A 19,417-nucleotide genomic window follows, 5' to 3' on the forward strand; every position below is an offset into this window, starting at 1 on the left:
AAGTCATAACCTTCTGTCCTGAGGTGGTGACGGGGCGTGCGTCACTGGCGGAAGGGCGGGCCTGGACAGAATACGGGGACGAAAGACCCCCGCGGGAGTGCCGGTCACTCCCCCGGGGGTCTTTCCTAGCAGTTTCTCAGCTACTCACCACTATCGGGCTTTACCGGGCCTTGCTGCCTCGGCGCACCCCTTCGGCCAGCTCGGCGGCCAGTTCCCGGACCGCATCGACGCCCTTGCGCGGGTCGCGGTTCTCCAGCAGCCGCCGCACGAACGCCGAGCCGACGATCACACCGTCGGCGTAGGCGGCGATCTCGGCCGCCTGGTCCCCGGTGGAGACGCCCAGGCCGACGCACACCGGCTGGTCGGTGGCCTGCCTGGTGCGCTCGACCAGGCTGCGGGCGGCGTGCCCGACCTGGTCGCGGGCGCCGGTGACGCCCATCACCGCGCCGGCGTAGACGAACCCGGTGCACGCCTGCGCGGTCAGTGCGATCCGCTCGGGGGTGGAGCTCGGCGCGACCAGGAACACCCGGCCCAGGTCGTGCTTGTCGGTCGCCTCGATCCACGGCCCGGCCTCCTCGGGGATGAGGTCCGGGGTGATCACGCCGCTGCCGCCGACCGCGGCGAGCTCGGCGGAGAAGCGGTCGACGCCGTAGTGCTCGATCGGGTTCCAGTAGGACATGATCAGCGCGGCGGCGCCGGTGTCGGCGACCGCGCCGGCCGCGCGGACGACGTCCGGCGTGCTGACGCCGCGGGCCAGCGCCTGGTCGGCGGCGGCCTGGATGACCGGGCCGTCCATCGCCGGGTCGGAGTACGGCAGCCCGACCTCGATGATGTCGCAGCCGCCCTCGACCATGGCGCGCATGGCCTCGATCGAGCCGTCGACGGACGGGAAGCCCGCGGGCAGGTAGCCGATCAGCACCGCGCGGTTCTCGGCGCGAGCGGTCTTGAGGACGTCCTGGAGCCGGTTCACTGCTCTCCCCCATCGAAGCCGAAGTACGCGGCGGCGGTGTGCATGTCCTTGTCGCCGCGACCGGACAGGTTCACGACGATGACCGGCTCGCGGCCCAGGTCGGCGGCGAGCCCGGGCGCGATGCGCAGCGCGCCGGCCAGGGCGTGCGCGGACTCGATGGCCGGGATGATGCCCTCGGTCTCGCACAGGACGCGGAAGGCGGCCATCGCCTCGGCGTCGTCGACCGGCTCGTAAATGCCACGGCCGGTGGCGTGCAGGTAGGCGTGCTCGGGGCCGACCGCGGGGTAGTCCAGGCCGGCGGAGATGCTGTGGCTCTCCTGGGTCTGGCCGTACTCGTCCTGCAGGAGGTAGGTGCGGGTGCCGTGCAGGACGCCGACCGAACCGCCGGTGATCGAGGCCGCGTGCCGGCCGCTGGCCACGCCGGAGCCGCCGGCCTCGAAGCCGTACAGCCGCACCGACTCGTCGGGCACGAAGGCGTGGAACACGCCGATGGCGTTGGAGCCGCCGCCGACGCAGGCGCAGACCGCGTCCGGCAGGCCGCCGGTGACCTCGATGGTCTGGCGCCGCGCCTCGACGCCGATCACCCGGGCGAAGTCGCGGACCATGGCCGGGAACGGGTGCGGTCCGGCCGCGGTGCCCAGCGCGTAGTAGGTGTTGTCGGCGCTGGCGACCCAGTCGCGCAGCGCCTCGTTGATGGCGTCCTTCAGGGTCTGCGAGCCGATCGCCACCGGCACCACCTCGGCGCCGAGCATCCGCATCCGGGCCACGTTCAGCGCCTGGCGGCGGGTGTCCTCGGCGCCCATGTAGATGACGCAGTCCAGGCCGAGCAGCGCCGCGGCGGTCGCGGTGGCCACGCCGTGCTGGCCGGCCCCGGTCTCGGCGATGACCCGGGTCTTGCCCATGCGCTTGGCCAGCAGCGCCTGGCCCAGCACGTTGTTGATCTTGTGCGACCCGGTGTGGTTCAGGTCCTCCCGCTTGAGCAGGATGCGCGCGCCGGCGCGCCGGGAGAGGTTGTGCGCCTCGGTGAGCAGGCTCGGGCGGTTGGCGTAGTGCAGCAGGAGGTCGGCGAACTCCCGGTGGAACTCGGGATCGGTCTTGGAGACCTCGTAGGCCTCGGTGACCTCCTTGAGCACGGCCATCAGCGCTTCGGGCATGAAGCGCCCGCCGAACAAGACGTCGTCGGTCGGGAAGTGCCCGGTGTCGGTGGGCATCGCGGCGGTGGCCGCGTACGCGGAGATGATCTCAGCGCGGGGATCAGTCATGAGGAGTGTCCCAGGATGAGTGACGGGTCCAGCTACGACAGGATGCGGGAACTACGCTTCCTGCCATCGACGGCTCGCCGGCACGTGCCGCCACCAGGGGCGGCGGCGGGCGGCGGCCCTCGGCTTGGACGACATCACGATCCTGGACTCTACCGGTTCCGGCGGCGTCTGCGGTACGGCTGCTCAGCCGCGGCCGTTCCGCAGCGCGGGATGCGCTCCGGCGGCGACCAGATCGGCGACCGCGGCGCGCGGGTCCTTGCCGGTCACCAGCGACTCGCCGACCAGCACCGCGTCGGCGCCGGCGTTGGCGTAGGCGATGAGGTCGTGCGGGCCGCGCACGCCGGACTCGGCGATGCGCACGACGCCGTCGGGGATGACCGGGGCGACGCGGGCGAAGGTGTCGCGGCTGACCTGGAGGGTCTTCAGGTCGCGGGCGTTGACGCCGATCAGGCGGGCGCCGGCGTCGACCGCGCGGCGCACCTCCTCCTCGTCGTGCACCTCGACCAGCGGGGTCAGGCCGATGGAGACGGCGCGCTCGATCAGGCTCTCCAGCGCCGGCTGGTCCAGCGCGGCGACGATCAGCAGCGCCAGGTCGGCGCCGTGCGCGCGGGCCTCCCACAGCTGGTAGCTGGTGACGATGAAGTCCTTGCGCAGGACCGCGATGTCGACCTTCTTGCGGACGTCGTCGAGGTCGGCCAGCGAGCCGCCGAAGCGGCGCTGCTCGGTGAGCACCGAGATGACGGTGGCGCCGCCGGCCTCGTAGTCGGCGGCCAGGCCCGCGGGGTCGGCGATGGCGGCCAGCGCGCCTTTGGAGGGCGAGGACCGCTTCACCTCGGCGATGACCTTGACGCCGTCGCCGCCCGCGCCGCCGCGCCGCAGCGCCTCGACGCCGTCGATCGCGGTGTCCAGGCGGGCCACCCGGGCCTTGAGGTCGTCCAGGCTGACGCGCTCTTGGCGCTCGGCAAGGTCGAGGCGGACGCCTTCGATGATCTCGGCAAGTACGTTCACCGTCGTCAGCTCCCCTCGATCGCCACACGAAGCAGGACCGCTCGCGCGATACCCGCGCGGGCGTGTCCGACGTCTCACTCTAGCGGCTCGCGAGGGCCGCCGAGTCCAGACGATCTTCCGGTGAGACCGCCGGACCCCGCCGGACGGCCGCCGCGACCCAGGTCGGCGCGGCGGCGCCGGCGGTTCACTTCGCGGCCGCGCCCAGCCCCATCGTGGCCAGGACCTTGCCGACGATCGGGGAGACCAGGGCCAGCGCGCCGCCGACGATGGCCAGCGCGGGCACCGAGGCGACCAGCCCGGCGCCGCCGATCAGGAAGCCGACGATGCACAGAAGGACGGCGGTCCAGGCCGCCGGGGTGTTGCCGTGATCTTCGTCGTGTGATGCCGACATGGTGCGGTGTGCTCCTCGCGCTCAGCGGTGGATCGTTAGCGCTTCCATTGTCACCGATTCGGCCTAATGGTTCGGGCCCGGGGTGGGGGTGACCTGGGGGCCGAGCGGTGTGGAGCCGGTCACGTGGTGCGGGCGGCCGGGGCGGCCTCGGTCGGGTCCTCGCCGCGGTCCAGGGCGTCCCAGAGGTCCTTGGAGCTGCCGGCGTCGACGGGGCGCGCGGCCTTCGGAGCCGCGTTCTCGTAGCGGGAGGACATGCCGGGCCACGCGGAGCCGCGCACCACGGCCGCCAGTCCGGCCAGCACGACCGGCACGGCGCCCAGGACCGCGAGCAGCCACCAGGCGGCCATGTGGGCCGGGACGGCGCCGCTGGAAAGGCCCTTGGCGGCGGCCTTCTCGCCGAGGACGTGCGCAGCGTGCGTCGCACCGCGCGCGCCGAGGGCGCTGACCACGACGCCGACGCCGACCGCGACCAGCAGGACGCCGACGAGGCGGCGGGCCAGGCGCTGGGTGGCCAGCAGCGCGAGGGCGCCGGCGATGGCGGTGAGGCCGAGGGTGGAGACGGCGGCGGACAGGCTGCTGCCGGTGGCGGAGACCGCGACGGTGTCGGGAGCGATGCCGGCCCGGCCGGTGGCCCAGACGCGGCCGGCGGCGATCCAGGCGACGGCGCCGCCGAGGAGGGCGAGCAGGACGGTGATGGTGAGTTCGCGGCGGGGTTTGGTGCGGGGCTGGTCGGCATCCACGCCGCGGTCCGCCCCGCTGCTCACGCCACCGCTCACGCCATCGCTCGCCGCGCCGTTCTCGTCAATACTCACGCCATCACCCACGCCATCACTCACTTCGTTCCGCCGTTGCCCACTGCCGAACGCATCGTCCCGGCGACCGCGACCGCCTTCAGGACGGCCATGGCCTTGTTCCGGCATTCCAGGTCCTCCGACGCCGGGTCGGAGTCGGCGACGATGCCGGCGCCGGCCTGCACGTACGCCACGCCGTCGCGGATCAGCGCGGTGCGGATCGCGATGGCGGTGTCGGCGTCGCCGGCGAAGTCGAGGTAGCCGACGATGCCGCCGTAGAGGCCGCGGCGGGTCGGCTCGTTCTCCTCGATGATCTCCATCGCGCGCGGCTTCGGGGCGCCGGACAGGGTGCCGGCCGGGAAGGTCGCGGCGACCGCGTCGAAGGCGGTCTTGCCGGGCGCGAGGTCGCCGATGACGGTCGAGACGATGTGCATGATGTGGCTGTAGCGCTCGATGGCCATGAAGTCGACCACCTCCACCGAGCCCGGGCGGCTGATCCGGCCCAGGTCGTTGCGGCCCAGGTCGACCAGCATCAGGTGCTCGGCGCGCTCCTTGGGGTCGGCCAGCAGGTCGGCGGCCAGCTGCGCGTCCTGCTCCGGGTCGGCGCCGCGCGGGCGGGTGCCGGCGATCGGGTGCAGCATCGCGCGGCCCTCGGTGACCTTGACCAGCGCCTCCGGCGAGGAGCCGACGATGTCGAAGCCGGTGCCGTCCGGCGTCGGCATGCGCAGCAGGTACATGTACGGGCTGGGGTTGGTCGCCCGCAGCACCCGGTAGACGTCCAGCGCCGAGGCCTCGACCGGGGCCTCGAAGCGCTGGCTCACCACGATCTGGAAGGCCTCGCCGGACTTGATCTCCTCGATGCAGCGCAGGACGGTCGCGCGGTAGTCCTCGGAGGTGCGGTTCGCGGCGAACCCGGGCAGCGCGGCCGGGTCGTAGACCAGCGGGGTGTTCACCACCGGCGCGGACAGCGCCTCGGTCATGGCGTCCAGCCGCTCGACGGCGCGCGCGTAGGCCGCCTCGACGCCGGAGGGCAGGTTGTCGTGGTTGACGACGTTGGCGATCAGCCACACCGAACCGTCGGCGTGGTCCAGCACGGCCAGGTCCAGGCTGAGCAGGAAGGTCAGCTCCGGAATGCGCAGGTCGTCCTTGGCCAGCTCCGGGATGCGCTCCAGCCGGCGCACGGAGTCGTAGCCCATGTACCCGACCAGCCCACCGGTCAGCGGCGGCAGCCCGGGCAGGCGCGGGGTGTGCAGCAGCTCCAGGCTCTGGCGCAGCACGTCCAGCGGGTCCCCGGCGGTCGGCAGCCCGACCGGCGGCTCGCCGATCCAGTGCGCGGCGCCGTCCTTCTCGCTGAGCGCGGCGCCGGTGCTGACGCCGACGAAGGAGTAGCGCGACCAGATGCCGTGCTCGGCCGACTCCAGCAGGAAGGTGCCGGGGCGCTCGCCGGCCAGCTTGCGGTACAGGCCGACCGGCGTCTCGCCGTCGGCCAGCACGCGGCGGACCACCGGGATCACCCGGCGGTCCCGGGCCAGCTCGGCGAAGGTGGGCAGGTCGGGGGTGTCCACTCCCGGGGGGAAGGCCGTCATGGGGACGATTGTCCCAGAGGCGTTCGGGGCGGTGTGCCAGGGTCCCGGTCGGGACCCGGGCAGGGGGCCGCGTTCCCGCTCGGGGCTCAGCCGAGCGGCAGCGTCCCGGCGTCGAAGCACGTCCGGTCCCCGGTGTGGCAGGCCCCGCCGCTCTGGTCCACCTTCAGCAGCACCACGTCTCCGTCGCAGTCCAGGGCCGCGGACTTGAGCAGCTGCACGTTCCCCGAGGTGTCGCCCTTGGTCCAGTACTCGGCCCGCGACCGCGACCAGTACGTCACCCGCCCGGTAGCCAGCGTGCGGCGCAACGCCTCGTCGTCCATCCACGCCAGCATCAGCACCTCACCGGTGTCGTACTGCTGCGCGATCGCCGCGAACAGGCCGTGCTCGTCCCGCTTGAGGCGGGCAACGAGGGCGGGGTCGAGGACTTCATCACTCATGCCCACCATTCTCTCCCCCGCCCCCCGCCCGGGACCGCCGGTCCGGACTGCGGACGGCGCGCCGCCCGCGAGACGATGAAGGACTGGGTCGAGGTGCCGCCCGCGCACGAGGAGCTGTGGCCGCGGTTCGCGGTGGCGGCGTTGGAGTACCTGAGCGCCGAGTGACACCCAGGTACTCCCCCTCCACTGCGGCGCCGACTACTACGACCGCTGCTGCCGCGCCCAGCTCTCGTGCAGCCGCGAGTACACCCCGCCCGCCGTCACCAGTTCGCGGTGCGGGCCCCGCTCCACGATCTGCCCGGCGTCGAAGACGAACACCTCGTCGGCGGCCTCGGCGGTGGACAGGCGGTGGGCGATGGCGATCGAGGTGCGGCCGCGGGTGAGGCCGTCGAGGGCGCGGGTGATGCGGACCTCGGTGGCGGGGTCGACGGCGGAGGTGGCCTCGTCCAGGACCAGGAGGTCGGGGTCGGCGATGTAGGCCCGGGCCAGGGCCACGAGCTGGCGCTCGCCGGCGGACAGGGACTCGCCGCGCTGGCCGACGCGGGTCGCCAGGCCGTCGGGGAGGCCGTCGAGCCAGTCGGCCAGGCCCAGGTCGTCAAAGGCGCGGCGGACCTCGTCGTCGGTGGCGCCCGGCCTGCCGTAGCGGACGTTGTCACCGACGGTCATGTCGAACAGGAACCCGTCCTGCGGGACCATGACCATGCGCGAGCGGAGGGTCTCGAAGTCGACGTCCTTCAACGGCACGCCGTTGATCACGATGCGGCCGGCGGAGGGGTCCATCAGCCGGGTCAGCAGCTTGGCGAACGTCGTCTTGCCCGAGCCGGTCTCGCCGACCACCGCGACGCGGGTGCGCGGCCTGATCTCGGTCGTCAGCGAGGGCAGCACCGTGGCGCCGCCGGGGTAGGCGAACACCACGTCCTCGAAGCCGACGCCGAGCGGCCCGGCGGGCGGGGCGACGCCGGCCGCGGCACCGGGGTCCACGACGTCCGGCGGCGCCTCCAGCAGGCCGACGATGCGGCGCCAGCCGGCGATCGCGTTCTGGGCCTCGTTCAGCATCTCGGTGCCGAACTGCACCGGGGAGATGAACAGCGTCACCAGGAACAGCATCGCCGCCAGCTCGCCCGCGGTCAGCTGGCCGTCGACGCCCAGCAGCACGCCGAGCACGACGATGCCCGCGGTCGCCAGACCGGCCACCAGCTCGCCCATCGAGAAGGTGATGACGATCAGCCGCTGCGTGCGCAGCTGCGAATCGCGCGTGGAGTCCACGGCCTGGCCGATGCGGCGCCCGGCGCGGTCCTCGATCCCGTACGCCCGCAGCACGTCCGCGCCGACCAGCGCCTCGGACACCTCGCCGAGCATCTGGCCGTAGCGGCGCCGCACCTTCCGGTACGCGCGCCCGGTGCGGGCCTGGATCCGCCGCATGATGAGGAACATCGGCACGAAGCACGCCCACACCAGCAGCGTCAGCTGCCAGGAGTAGACGGCCATCACGATGGTCACGACCAGGACCTGCGCCGCGGCGATGAACAGCATCATGCCGCCCTGCTGGATGAACACGGTGACGGTGTCGATGTCGCTGGTGACCCGGCTCACCAGGGCCCCGCGCTGCTCGGCCTGCTGGTGCAGCAGCGACAGGTCGTGCACGTGCCGGAACGCCTTGGTGCGCACCGAGGCCAGCCCGCGCTCGCTGGAGGTGTAGAGCCGCACGTTCATCAGGTACGCCGACACCGCCGTGATCAGCACCGCCACGGCGCTGACCGCGACCATCGTGCGGACCACGCCGTAGTCCGGCCCGCCCTTGGCGAGGATGCCGCGGTCCAGCGTCTGCTGCACGGTCAGCGGGACCACCAGCCGCCCGAGGGTGGAGATCGTCGCGAGCAGGACGGTGACGCCCAGGCCCTTGGTGAACTCCGGGGCCAGGCGCAGCCCGCGGCGCAGGACCGCGTAGCCGCCGTCGGTGGCCTCCGGGAGCTGGTAGCCGGCCGGGGCCGGCTTCGGGTCGAGGGTCGCGGTGCTCATCGCCCGGCCTCCTGGAGTTCGCCGTCGCGCGGTTCGGGGAGGTCCCCGGCCGTCCGCTCGTCATGGGCCCGCTCGTCATGGGCCCGTTCGTCATGGTCCCGCTCGTAGGCGGTGATCAGGTCGCGGTAGCCGGTACAGCGCTCCACCAGGTCGAGGTGCGTGCCCTGGTCCACGATCCGGCCGTGCTCCAGGTACACCACCTCGTCGGCAAGCGCGATCGTCGCCTTGCGGTAGGCGACCACCAGCACCGTCGAGGCCAGCGTGCCCTCGCCGGCCGCCTCCCGCAGCCCGCCCAGGATCGCGGCCTCCACCTGCGGGTCGACGCTGGCGGTGCAGTCGTCCAGGATCAGCAGGCGCGGCTCCCGGATCAGCGCCCGGGCCAGCGCCAGGCGCTGGCGCTGGCCGCCGGACAGCGTGGCGCCGCGCTCGCCGATGACGGTGTCCAGGCCCTCGGGCAGCCGCTTCACGAACCGCTCGGCCTGCGCCAGCCGCAGCGCGGCCCAGATCCGCTCGTCGTCGGCGTCCCGGTCCAGGCGGATGTTGTCGCGGATGCTGTCCTGGAACAGGAAGGTCTGCTGCGGCACCAGCGCGACCTGCGCCGGGACCTCGCCGCGGGCGAAGTCGCGCAGGTCGTGGCCGTTCAGCCGGACCGTGCCGGAGGTCGGGTCGGACAGCCGCGCCAGCAGCGAGGTCAGCGTGGACTTGCCGGCGCCGGTGGGCCCGACCAGGGCGATCGTGGCGCCGGGGCGCAGGGTCAGGGAGACGTCCCGCAGGATGTCCTGGCCGTCGTAGCCGAAGCCGACGTGGTCCAGTTCGACGGTCGCGGCGCTGGAGGCGGCCGCCGGGGTCCCGGTCCCGGTCCCGTCCTCGCCGGTAGTGGCGGGGGCGACATCGGCGCCGAACTCCATGTCGCCGCGCGCGTCCAGCACGGCCTTCACCCGCTCGTACCCGACGACCGCGCGCGGCAGCTCGCCGAGCACCCAGCCGATGGCCCGCAGCGGGAACGCGAGCAGCGTGATCAGGTAGGCGATCTGCACGACCTGGCCGGGCTCGACCGCCCCGGACGCCACCCGGGAGGTGCCGATCAGCAGCGCGACCAGCACGCCGAGGTTCGGCACCGCCTCCAGCGCCGGGTCGAAGAAGGCCCGGGCCCGGCCGGCGGCGATGTTCGCGTCGCGCAGCCGGTCGGCGGCGGTGGCGAAGCGCTCGGTCTCGACGTCCTCCCGGCCCAGCGTCTTCACGACCAGGCCGCCGTCGAACGACTCGTGCGCGATCTCGGCGACGCCGGCCCGCTGCTCCTGCGCGGCGGCCAGCCGGGGCGCGGCGAACCGCTGGTAGACGGTGTTCAGCACGATGATCGCCGGGAACAGCAGGAAGCCGACGATCGCCAGCACCGGGTCGGTGAGCAGCATCGACACCAGGGCCGCGACCATCATGATCAGCACGCCCAGCGACATCGGCAGCGGCGCGATGAACTGCCAGGCCATGTCGACGTCGGACCCGGCGTTGGACAGCAGCTGCCCGGTCGGGTGGCGGCGGTGCCAGGACAGCGGCAGCTGGAGGTAGCGCTCGGAGACCGAGCGGCGGTAGCGGGCCTGGAGCCGGAACTGCATCACGCCGGCCAGCAGCCGCCGGCCGATGATGCCCAGCACCTTGGCCAGGGCCACCCCGAGGATCAGCACCCCGGCGCCGAGCGTGGCCCCGACCGGGGCCTTGCCGTCGCGGAACGCCGGGAGTACCGCATGGTCGGTGGCCCAGCCCACGGCCCAGGCCGATCCGACCGTCATGACGCCGTAGACGGCGCTGCCGGCGACCGCCGCCGCGAAGACCCTCGGCTCGGTCCGGATCGCGATCCCGAGCAGGCCGAACCCCCGCCGCAGGATGGATTTCTGCGTGCGCGCAGCGGACTGCAAACTCTCCGTACTCAACTCCACCGCCCTTACCCCAAAGCCGACACCGTGCCCCGGCTACACAATGGCGGACAACGCCTCACGAGGTAAAACCCATTCCAGAACTTCGGGTGTTACCCCCGGTTTGTCGCACGGTGCCGGACGCCACCGGTCACGACCCGACCACGACCAGTCCCACCTCGTACGCGTACACCACGGCCTGGACCCGGTCGCGCAGTTCGAGCTTCGGCAGGATCCGGCTCACATGAGTCTTCACCGTGGCCTCCGACAGGTGCAGGGTCTCCGCGATCTCGGCGTTGGACCGGCCGCGGGCGATCTCCACCAGGACCTCCCGCTCGCGGTCGGTGAGCCGCTCCAGGCGGACGTCGGCGCGGGGTCCGCCGGCCGCGGGCGACTGGCGGACGAACGCCTCGATGAGCTGGCGGGTGACGCGCGGGGCCACCACCCCGTCCCCGGCCGCCACGGTGCGGATCCCGGCTATCAGCTCGGAGGGGTGGGCGTTCTTCAGCAGGAACCCGGCAGCCCCGGCGCGCAGCGCGGCGAAGGCGTACTCGTCCAGGTCGAAGGTGGTGAGGATGAGGACCTGGGAGGGCAGCGCGGCGGCGGTGATGCGCGCGGTGGCCTCGATCCCGTCGACGCCGGGCATGCGGACGTCCATCAGGACGATGTCCGGGCGCAGGTCCGCGGTGCGGGCGACGGCTTCGATCCCGTCGCCGGCCTCGCCGACGACCGAGAAGTCGGGCTGCGCCTCCAGCACCATTCGGAAGCCCATGCGCAGCAAGGGGGCGTCGTCGACCAGCAGGACCGTGATCACGGGGCGTCACCGGCCGCCCGGGGCCCTGCTGCCCGGGACCCTGCTGCCCGGGATCCGGCCGCGGGCGTGGCGCACGACGCGACCGAGACCTCCACCGCCGCCGGAACCGGCACACGGGCCCGCACCCGCCAGCCGCGGCCGCCCGGTCGCGGGCCGGCGTCCAGCGTGCCGCCGAACACCGCGACCCGCTCCCGCATGCCGGCGATGCCATGGCCGCCGACGCCGACGCCGAGGTCTTGAGCGAGGTCGAAGTCGAAGCCGGGGCCGGAGCCGAGGTCGGCACCGGCCACCCCGTCGTCGACCACCACCACCTCGACCGCCTCCTGGCTGTAGCTCAGCGCCACGCGCGCCGACACCCCGCGCCCGGCATGCTTGCGCGTGTTGTTCAGCGCCTCCTGCACGACCCGGTAGACGGCCAGCTCCACCCCCGGCGTCACCTCCGGCCGGGCCCCGCCGACCACCAGCTCCACCGGCAGCCCGGCCAGCCGGACCTCGGTCAGCAGCGTGTCCAGCTGGGCCAGCCCCGGCTGCGGGTGCAGTTCGGCCATCGTCCCGGACCCCGACCCGCGCAGCACGCCGAGCACCCGCTGCATGTCCGTGATCGCCTGCCGGCCGACCTCCGAGGCCCGCGCCACGGCCTCGGCCGCCCGGTCCGGGGTGGTGTGCATGGCGAACGAGGCGCCGTCGGTCAGCGCGACCATGACCGACAGGCTGTGCGTCACCACGTCGTGCACCTCGCGGGCGATCGACGCGCGTTCGGAGGCGGCGGCGATCTGGGCCTGCTGGTCGCGTTCGAACTCCAGCCGGCGTGCCCGCTCCACCAGGGAGTCCAGATAGGCCCGGCGAGTCCTGGTGTTGATGCCGAGGACCGTCGCGGCGGTCACCATGCCGGACAGGAAGACGAATTTGCGCACCCAGCCCGGCTCGCGCGCCCAATGCGCGGTGGAGGCCAGCACCGCGCCGAACTCCATCACGGCGACCGCGCCGAGGGTGTACCGCAGGGCGGCGTGCGCGGCCACCGAGTACAGCGCTATCAGCAGACTGATGTCGACCAGCGGGATCAGCAGCGCGGTCAGGTACTGCACCAGGCCGCAGAACGCGATCACGGCGAAGACCGGGACCGGATGGCGGCGCCGGAGGACCAGCGGCACGAACATGCCGAACAGCAGCGCCCACGCGGCGTACGCGCGGACGTGGTCGTGCACGAAGACATGCGTCCCCGCCGGAAGCATCAGCACCGCGACGAGCAGGGTGTCGGCGGCCACGGTCTTCCCGGCCGCCCACCCCTGCACCCGGGTCAGGACGCCCTGAAGACCCCGGCGGGCGCCGGGGTCTTCAGGGTGCACAGCGGTCAGGGTCACGCGTCTCGCTTCTTCATCAGGTAGGCCGCCACCACGAACGTGGCCACGGCGTACCCGACGAACAGCGCGAATCCGGGCCACGGCCGCATCTGTCCGGACGCCTCGGTGTGCACCACCAGCAGCGCCTGGCCGGCGTTGCTCGGCAGGTACGGATTGACCTTGTCGCCGAACGAGGTGAAGTTCAAGACCTCGCCGAGGACCGGAAGCACCAGCAGCGTGGCGAACAGCGCCGCGATGGCGCCGGCGGTGCTGCGGATGATGGTGCCCAGGCCGACGCCGAGCAGGCCGACCACGGTCAGGTACAGGCCGGTGCCGAAGACGATGCGCAGCGCGCCCGGCGTCGACAGGTCGGCCTGGATGTGCTTGCTGCCGAAGAAGGTCTGGCCGATGAAGAAGCAGGCGAAGGCGGTCACGGTGGTGGTGATCCACACCGCGGCGGCGAAGACCGCCGCCTTGGCCCACAGCACCGGCAGGCGCCGCGGCACCGCCGACAGGCTGGCGCGGATCATGCCGGTGGAGTACTCACCGGTGACCACCATGACGCCGAGGACGCCGACCGCGAGCTGGGCGAGGAAGTAGCCGCGCAGCGGGACGGTGATGGCGTCGAACTCGCGCCGCCGCACCTGGGGCATGGTGTCCCACTTCTTGGTGATCACCAGGCTGAACAGCAGGCCCAGCGCGATCATGGCGCCGCAGCCGACGAGCAGCGACCAGTAGGAGGAGCGCAGGGAGCGGAACTTGATCCACTCGCTGGTCAGGACGCGGGTCTGGGTGACCTTGCCGGTGTGGGGGCGGCGGGTCGCGGCGGCGGTCGGGATGCCGGACTCGGCGCCGGTGCCGGTGAGGGCGGTCATGCGGTCACCTCGACGTCAGGGTTCGAGTCGGTCTCCGAGCCGGTGTTCGAGCCGGTGGCCGGGGCGGCCACGGGCTTGGCGGTCCCGGTTCCGGAAGCGGGCGCGCGGTACTCGACAGCGTCGTTGGTCAGCTCCATGAACGCCTCCTCCAGCGACGCCTCCTTCGGGGCCAGCTCGAACAGCGTGATCTGGTTCTCGGCGGCGATGGTGCCGATGCGGTCGCTGGTGAGGCCGGCGACGGTCAGCGTGCCCTCCTCGGCGGAGGAGACGGTGACGTCCGGCCCGGCCAGCAGCTCCCGCAGCCGCGCGGCGTGCGGGCTGCGCACCTTCACGCTGCCGGAGGAGGCCCGGGAGATGAACTCGGCGACCGAGGTGTCGGCGATCAGCCGGCCCTGCCCGATCACGATCAGGTGTTCGGCGGTCAGCGCCATCTCGCTCATCAGGTGGCTGGAGACGAACACCGTGCGGCCCTCGGACGCCAGGTCCTTCAGCAGGTTCCGGATCCACAGGATGCCCTCGGGGTCGAGCCCGTTCACCGGCTCGTCCAGGATCAGCGTGTCCGGGTCGCCGAGCAGCGCGCTGGCGATGCCGAGGCGCTGGCCCATGCCCAGGGAGAACCCGCCGGCCCGCTTGCGCGCCACCTCCCGCAGCCCGACGACGTCGATCACCTCGTCCACCCGCGAGCGCGGGATGCCGGTGGTGGCGGCCAGCGCCAGCAGGTGGTTGTACGCGGTGCGGCCGGTATGGATCGCCTTGGCCTCCAGCAGCGCGCCGACCTCGTGCAGCGGCGCGGTGTGCTCGGCGTAGGCCTTGCCGTTCACCGTCACGCTGCCCGAGCTCGGCCGGTCCAGGCCCAGGATCATCCGCATGGTCGTCGACTTGCCGGCCCCGTTGGGACCCAGGAACCCGGTGACGATGCCCGGGCGCACGGTGAAGGACAAGTCGGCCACGGCGGTCTTGGCGCCGTAGCGTTTCGTCAGGCTTCTTGCCTCGATCATGGGTCCACGTTAGAAAAACCGGCGCCTCCGGTCGTCCGCCGCGATGGCGAGTCCCGGCGGACGCCGTCTGCATCGCGCGATGTACCCGGGGTGCATCGCGCGATGCAGCCGTACCGGTGCGCCGATCAGCGCACCGGGTAGCCCGACTCGCGCAGCGAGGACTTCACCTCGCCGATCGACACGTCGCCGAAGTGGAACACCGAGGCGGCCAGCACCGCGTCCGCGCCGACGCCGACCGCCGGGGCGAAGTGGCCGACCGCGCCGGCCCCGCCGGAGGCGATCAGCGGGACCGTGACGGCCGCCCGGACCGCCGCGAGCATCTCCAGGTCGAAGCCCTGCTTCATGCCGTCGGCGTCGATCGAGTTCAGCAGGATCTCGCCGGCGCCGAGCTCGGCGGCGCGCGCCGCCCACGCCACGGCGTCGATGCCGGTGGAGCGGCGGCCGCCGTGCGTGGTGACCTCGTAGCCGGACGCGGTGTGCACGCCCTCGGGGCAGCGGCGGGCGTCGACGGACAGCACCAGGACCTGGTTGCCGAAGCGGTCGGCGATCTCGGCGATCAGCTCGGGGTGGGCCACGGCGGCGGTGTTGACGCCGACCTTGTCGGCGCCGGCGCGCAGCAGCCGGTCGACGTCGTCGGCGGAGCGGACGCCGCCGCCGACGGTGAGCGGGATGAACACCTGGTCGGCGGTGCGGCCCACGACGTCGTAGACGGTGCCGCGGGCGTCGGAGGAGGCGGTGACGTCCAGGAACGTCAGCTCGTCGGCGCCGGCGGCGTCGTAGGCGCGGGCCAGCTCCACCGGGTCGCCGGCGTCGCGCAGGTTCTCGAAGTTGACGCCCTTCACCACGCGGCCGGCGTCGACGTCCAGGCACGGGATCACGCGGACGGCCAGCTGGCCGAGGGCGGCGGTGCTCACGTTCGGCTCCTCATCAGGGTTCGATCTGTCTGTACTTGTTCAATCTGTGCTTGCCCGGCCGAATCGGTCTGCCCGGCCGGACCGGCTCACTCGGCGGGGGCGGCCTGCCCGGCCGGCTCGGCGGGGACGGTCCGGTAGGCGTCCAGCTCGACCTCCACCAGCATCCCGGGGTCGACCAGCGCGGAGACCACCAGCATGGTGGCGGCCGGCGGGCACTCGCCGAAGACCTCGGCGTGCGCCCGGCCCACGGCGTCGACGTCGCGCGCGTGCGCCACGTACCAGCGGGTGCGGACCACGTCGGCGAGCTCGAAGCCGGCCTCGGCCAGCGCCTTGCGCGCGATGTCCAGCGCGACCTTCATCTGGGTGTAGGGGTCGCCGTTGCCCTGGACCACGCCGTCGATGGTGGCGGTGCACCCCGAGACCCAGGCGTGGGGGCCGGCGACCACCAGGCGGGAGTAGCCGTACTTGGCCTCCCACGGGCCACCCGAACCGATCCGCTGGACATTGCTCATCTTCTCACGCACTCCTGGTGAGTTCGAGGGCTGCTTCGAGCGTGAAGGCGCCCGCGTAGAGCGCCTTGCCGACGATAGCGCCCTCGACGCCGATCGGCACGAGTGTGGCCAGGGCCGCCAGATCCTCCAGCGAGGACACGCCGCCGGAGGCGACGACCGGCTTGTCGGTGGCGGCGCAGACGTTGCGCAGCAGCTCCAGGTTCGGGCCGGTGAGGGTGCCGTCGCGGTTCACGTCGGTGACGACGTACCGTGCGCAGCCGTCGGCGTCCAGGCGGGCCAGCACGTCGTACAGCTCGCCGCCGTCCTTGGTCCAGCCGCGCGCGGACAGCGTGGTGCCGCGCACGTCGAGGCCGACGGCGATCTTGTCGCCGTGCTCGCCGATGGCCTTGCGCACCCACTCCGGGGTCTCCAGGGCCGCGGTGCCCAGGTTGACGCGCTCGCAGCCGGTGGCCAGGGCCCGGGTCAGCGACTCGTCGTCGCGGATGCCGCCGGAGAGCTCGACCCGCACGTCGAGCTTGCGGACGACGTCGGCGAGCAGTTCGGCGTTGGAGCCGCGGCCGAAGGCGGCGTCCAGGTCGACCAGGTGGATCCACTCGGCGCCGGCCTGCTGCCAGGCCAGCGCGGCCGCGAGCGGGTCGCCGTAGGAGGTCTCCGAGCCCGCGGCGCCCTGCACGAGGCGGACGGCCTGGCCGTCGGCGACGTCGACGGCGGGGAGGAGTTCGAGGTAGCCGGGCATCGCTGTGAGTCCTTGGGTCTGCCGGGCCGTTCCTGGGAACGGGCGTTGAGAACGGATGCTGAGAACGGATGCTGATGAACGGGTGCTGAGAACAGGTGCTGATGAGCGGGTAAGGAAAACGGGCGCAGGAGCGGGCAGCCCGGGTCAGGACAGCTGCTGGAGCCAGTTCGCGAGCACGTGGGCCCCGGCGTCGCCGGACTTCTCCGGATGGAACTGGGTCGCGGCCAGCGGCCCGTTCTCCACCGCGGCGACGAACGGCTCGCCGTGCGTGGCCCAGGTGACCAGCGGCGCGGCCATCCGCCCGGTGTCGGTCAGCTCCCACTTGCGCACCGCGTAGGAGTGCACGAAGTAGAAGCGGGCGTCGGCGTCCAGGCCCGCGAACAGCTTGCTCCCGGCCGCGACGTCGAGGGTGTTCCAGCCCATGTGCGGGATGATCGGCGCGTCCAGCCGCTCGACGGTCCCGGGCCACTCGCCGCAGCCCTCGGTGACCACGCCGTGCTCGACCCCGCGGTCGAACAGGATCTGCATGCCGACGCAGATGCCGAGCACGGGACGGCCGCCGGCCAGGCGCCGCCCGATGATCCGGTCCCCGCGCACCGCCTTCAGCCCGGTCATGCACGCCTCGTAGGCGCCGACGCCGGGGACGAACAGCCCGTCGGCGTTGAGCGCGGTGTCGAAGTCGGCCGAGACCTCGACCTGCGCGCCGGCCCGCTCCAGCGCGCGCTCGGCGGAGCGGATGTTGCCCGAACCGTAGTCGAGCACCACAACGTTGGGCCGGGTCACCAGCGCATCACCCCGGCGGCGATCGACATCCCGGCGCAGAGCACCAGCATCAGCGACATCACCCGCATGCCTCCGTTGCCGGAGGCCTGCTTGAACAGCGAGAAGGACCCGCCGAGAAGGAAAAGGCCGAGGAACACCAGTCCCGCGGCGGCGTAACTGCCGGTCATGACCAGAGGACACCCTTCGTGCTCGGAATACCGTTCACTCTAGGGTCCGGCGTGCGGGCGGCCTGCGGCGCCCTGCCAGCGGACAGCGCGCGAGGATCGGCCTGGACCGGATCCGGAGCGCGACCGCACAGGTCGACACGAGTGATCACCTCACTGATTGTAGTTCCGCGCTCCGGCCCGGACCGGAGCGTCCGCAGAATGAGCAGCCTCCCGGGCGGTACGACTAGATTGGGTTCGTGACGACGACAGAGCTGCCGCTGTTCCCCCTCGGAAGCGTGCTCTTCCCCGGCGTCGTGCTGCCCCTGCACATCTTCGAGCATCGTTACCGGCAGCTGGTGCGCGACCTGTCGGCGCTGCCGGAGGGCGCGCCGCGCCGGTTCGGCGTACTGGCCATAAAGGACGGCCACGAGGTCGGCCACGGCAACGTCACCGCGCTGTACGACATGGGCTGCACCGCCGAGATCGACTCGATCGTGGAGTACGAGGACGGGCGCTTCGACATCACCACCACCGGCGTGCACCGGTTCCGGCTGGAGTCGTACGACGACGACGGACCGTACGCGCGCGGCGAGGTGGAGCTGCTGGACGAGGTGGCCGGGCCGGACGCGGAGGTGCTGGCGCCCGGGCTGACCGCGTTGTTCCGCAAGTACCAGGCGGCGCTGTCGGAGCTGCGCGGAGTGCAGGTGGGGGCGATACCCGAACTGCCGGAGGACCCGACGGTGCTGTCGTACCTGATCGGAGCCGCGACCGTGCTGGACGTCTACGAGAAGCAGCGGCTGCTGACCACCGAGACCACGACGGAACGGCTCCGGGCGGAGGCGAAGATCCTGCGTCGGGAGACGGGGATCTTGAAGGCGCTGCCGTCGCTGCCGGCGGTGGATCTGCTGCGACGGCGGCGCTAGTGACCCGGCGGGTATAAACAGAAGAACCGGGGCGCTGGGCGCCCCGGTTCCGTACTTGTGCGATCAGTTCCGCGAGGGATCGGCCTGCTGAGAGGCGCTCCCCGACGCGTCCCCCGACGGGGAAGCGTCGTTCGAGCCGCCGCCCGATCCGCCATTCGCATCTTTGTTCGAAGCGTCCGGTGTGGCGTCGGTCTGCGGCGCGCCGCCCGGGAGCCCGTACGGGTTGTCCGCCGTGAAGAACACCGGAGACCGCTGCTCGTACGACTGCCACGGCGGCGGCGACGGCTTGGTGAAGGCGGCGGTCAGCGCCAGGAACAGCACCGTGCCCAGCGCCGGCCCCGCCAGGTAGAGCCCCTGGGCGTGCAGCGCGACCGGGGCGTGGAAGTTGTGCCCGGCGGCGATGGTGTGCAGCAGCACCAGCGGGTCGGGCATCGAGATCCAGCGGCCCAGCGCCGCGGCCAGCGTCGAGGCGGCCAGGCTGCCGAGCAGCACCCCGACCCACGCCCCCACGCCCGCGCCGTCGCGCTGGCCGAGCCGGTCCCGCCCGGCCAGGAAGCCGCGCCGCCCGAGCCAGAACCCGAGCACCCCGAGCAGCAGCCCGGCCGCGGCGGTGAACAGGAAGTAGTACCCGTCGACGCTGGCGATGCCCTTCGCCTCCGGCGCCACCAGCAGCGCGGACTGGTCGATGCCGGCCTTCACCTGGGGCACGGCGTCGGCCGGGATGGTCAGCCACACCGTGGGCGCGAACCGGTACCAGGCCATGCCGGCCAGCACCCCCAGCAGCACGCCGACGGTCAGCAGGATCCCGCCCGCCAGCAGATCGGCGCGCCAGTCCCGCAGCAGGGTGCGCAGGCCGGGCCGACCGCCCTTCCGATCGTCGAACCGCGGCACGCCCGGGAGCCCCTGCCCGCTCTGCGGCTCGTGGAAGGGGTTCCGCGCCGCTGGGGAACCCGGGCCCTGCCCACCGGCAGTCGGCGAAGTCTGGTCGTTCATCGTCTATCA

The 19,417-nt window shown here is 72.8% G+C and carries 20 protein-coding genes; 1 reads left to right on the forward strand and 19 read right to left on the reverse strand.

Annotation, left to right across the window (positions count from 1 at the left end):
• Positions 1-160 precede the first annotated feature (160 nt).
• The 18 genes from trpA to ABD481_RS23305 form a co-directional block, all read right to left on the reverse strand.
• On the reverse strand, positions 161-970 hold the full coding sequence (gene trpA, locus ABD481_RS23220) for a tryptophan synthase subunit alpha (RefSeq protein ID WP_344667843.1): 810 nt from the start codon (positions 968-970) through the stop codon (positions 161-163).
• Positions 967-2,232, reverse strand: a complete 1,266-nt coding sequence (gene trpB, locus ABD481_RS23225; protein WP_425559258.1) for a tryptophan synthase subunit beta — start codon at positions 2,230-2,232, stop codon at positions 967-969. The genes trpA and trpB overlap by 4 nt, the downstream gene beginning before the upstream one ends.
• Positions 2,233-2,415: 183 nt before the next feature.
• Positions 2,416-3,240 (reverse strand): indole-3-glycerol phosphate synthase TrpC, encoded by an 825-nt coding sequence (gene trpC, locus ABD481_RS23230; protein ID WP_344667844.1) that lies wholly within the window; start codon positions 3,238-3,240, stop codon positions 2,416-2,418.
• Positions 3,241-3,424: 184 nt separating this feature from the next.
• Positions 3,425-3,631, reverse strand: a complete 207-nt coding sequence (locus tag ABD481_RS23235) for an HGxxPAAW family protein (protein ID WP_344667845.1) — start codon at positions 3,629-3,631, stop codon at positions 3,425-3,427.
• A gap of 119 nt (positions 3,632-3,750) precedes the next feature.
• Positions 3,751-4,443, reverse strand: a complete 693-nt coding sequence (locus ABD481_RS23240; protein ID WP_344667846.1) for a Trp biosynthesis-associated membrane protein — start codon at positions 4,441-4,443, stop codon at positions 3,751-3,753.
• A gap of 20 nt (positions 4,444-4,463) precedes the next feature.
• Positions 4,464-6,008: an anthranilate synthase component I gene (locus ABD481_RS23245; protein ID WP_344667847.1), complete on the reverse strand. Its 1,545-nt coding sequence runs from the start codon at positions 6,006-6,008 to the stop codon at positions 4,464-4,466.
• Between the two features lie 86 nt (positions 6,009-6,094).
• Positions 6,095-6,454: a phosphoribosyl-AMP cyclohydrolase gene (gene hisI, locus ABD481_RS23250; protein ID WP_425559259.1), complete on the reverse strand. Its 360-nt coding sequence runs from the start codon at positions 6,452-6,454 to the stop codon at positions 6,095-6,097.
• Positions 6,455-6,646: 192 nt separating this feature from the next.
• The gene (locus ABD481_RS23255; protein ID WP_344667849.1) at positions 6,647-8,464 is read right to left on the reverse strand and encodes an ABC transporter ATP-binding protein; all 1,818 of its coding nucleotides are present in this window, start codon (positions 8,462-8,464) and stop codon (positions 6,647-6,649) included.
• On the reverse strand, positions 8,461-10,398 hold the full coding sequence (locus ABD481_RS23260) for an ABC transporter ATP-binding protein (RefSeq protein WP_425559260.1): 1,938 nt from the start codon (positions 10,396-10,398) through the stop codon (positions 8,461-8,463). Before ABD481_RS23260 ends, ABD481_RS23255 begins: the two co-directional genes overlap by 4 nt.
• A gap of 127 nt (positions 10,399-10,525) precedes the next feature.
• Positions 10,526-11,188: a response regulator gene (locus ABD481_RS23265; RefSeq protein WP_344667851.1), complete on the reverse strand. Its 663-nt coding sequence runs from the start codon at positions 11,186-11,188 to the stop codon at positions 10,526-10,528.
• Positions 11,185-12,549 (reverse strand): sensor histidine kinase, encoded by a 1,365-nt coding sequence (locus tag ABD481_RS23270; RefSeq protein ID WP_344667852.1) that lies wholly within the window; start codon positions 12,547-12,549, stop codon positions 11,185-11,187. Before ABD481_RS23270 ends, ABD481_RS23265 begins: the two co-directional genes overlap by 4 nt.
• The gene (locus ABD481_RS23275; RefSeq protein WP_344667853.1) at positions 12,546-13,403 is read right to left on the reverse strand and encodes an ABC transporter permease subunit; all 858 of its coding nucleotides are present in this window, start codon (positions 13,401-13,403) and stop codon (positions 12,546-12,548) included. Before ABD481_RS23275 ends, ABD481_RS23270 begins: the two co-directional genes overlap by 4 nt.
• A complete protein-coding gene (locus ABD481_RS23280; protein WP_344667854.1) occupies positions 13,400-14,401 on the reverse strand; it encodes an ABC transporter ATP-binding protein in 1,002 nt (333 codons plus the stop codon). The genes ABD481_RS23275 and ABD481_RS23280 overlap by 4 nt, the downstream gene beginning before the upstream one ends.
• Positions 14,402-14,526: 125 nt before the next feature.
• Positions 14,527-15,315, reverse strand: a complete 789-nt coding sequence (gene hisF / locus ABD481_RS23285) for an imidazole glycerol phosphate synthase subunit HisF (RefSeq protein WP_344667855.1) — start codon at positions 15,313-15,315, stop codon at positions 14,527-14,529.
• 86 nt (positions 15,316-15,401) lie between these two features.
• Positions 15,402-15,827: a RidA family protein gene (locus tag ABD481_RS23290; protein WP_344667856.1), complete on the reverse strand. Its 426-nt coding sequence runs from the start codon at positions 15,825-15,827 to the stop codon at positions 15,402-15,404.
• 4 nt (positions 15,828-15,831) lie between these two features.
• Positions 15,832-16,563 (reverse strand): bifunctional 1-(5-phosphoribosyl)-5-((5-phosphoribosylamino)methylideneamino)imidazole-4-carboxamide isomerase/phosphoribosylanthranilate isomerase PriA, encoded by a 732-nt coding sequence (gene priA, locus ABD481_RS23295; RefSeq protein WP_344667857.1) that lies wholly within the window; start codon positions 16,561-16,563, stop codon positions 15,832-15,834.
• Positions 16,564-16,707: 144 nt separating this feature from the next.
• Complete coding sequence (gene hisH / locus ABD481_RS23300; RefSeq protein WP_344667858.1) at positions 16,708-17,346, reverse strand: imidazole glycerol phosphate synthase subunit HisH; 639 nt, start codon at positions 17,344-17,346, stop codon at positions 16,708-16,710.
• Positions 17,343-17,513 carry a hypothetical protein gene (locus ABD481_RS23305; RefSeq protein WP_344667859.1) on the reverse strand — a complete coding sequence of 57 codons (171 nt, stop codon included), beginning with the start codon at positions 17,511-17,513 and terminating at the stop codon, positions 17,343-17,345. Before ABD481_RS23305 ends, hisH begins: the two co-directional genes overlap by 4 nt.
• 236 nt (positions 17,514-17,749) lie before the next feature.
• Between ABD481_RS23305 and ABD481_RS23310 the strand changes: the two genes are divergently transcribed.
• A complete protein-coding gene (locus tag ABD481_RS23310) occupies positions 17,750-18,415 on the forward strand; it encodes an LON peptidase substrate-binding domain-containing protein (RefSeq protein ID WP_344667860.1) in 666 nt (221 codons plus the stop codon).
• A 63-nt stretch (positions 18,416-18,478) separates the two neighbouring features.
• On the opposite strand, the gene ABD481_RS23315 is transcribed toward ABD481_RS23310, so the two are convergent.
• Positions 18,479-19,408 (reverse strand): hypothetical protein, encoded by a 930-nt coding sequence (locus ABD481_RS23315; RefSeq protein WP_344667861.1) that lies wholly within the window; start codon positions 19,406-19,408, stop codon positions 18,479-18,481.
• Positions 19,409-19,417 lie beyond the last annotated feature (9 nt).

The sequence above is a fragment of the Catenulispora yoronensis genome (assembly GCF_039531695.1).
GTDB lineage: Bacteria > Actinomycetota > Actinomycetes > Streptomycetales > Catenulisporaceae > Catenulispora > Catenulispora yoronensis.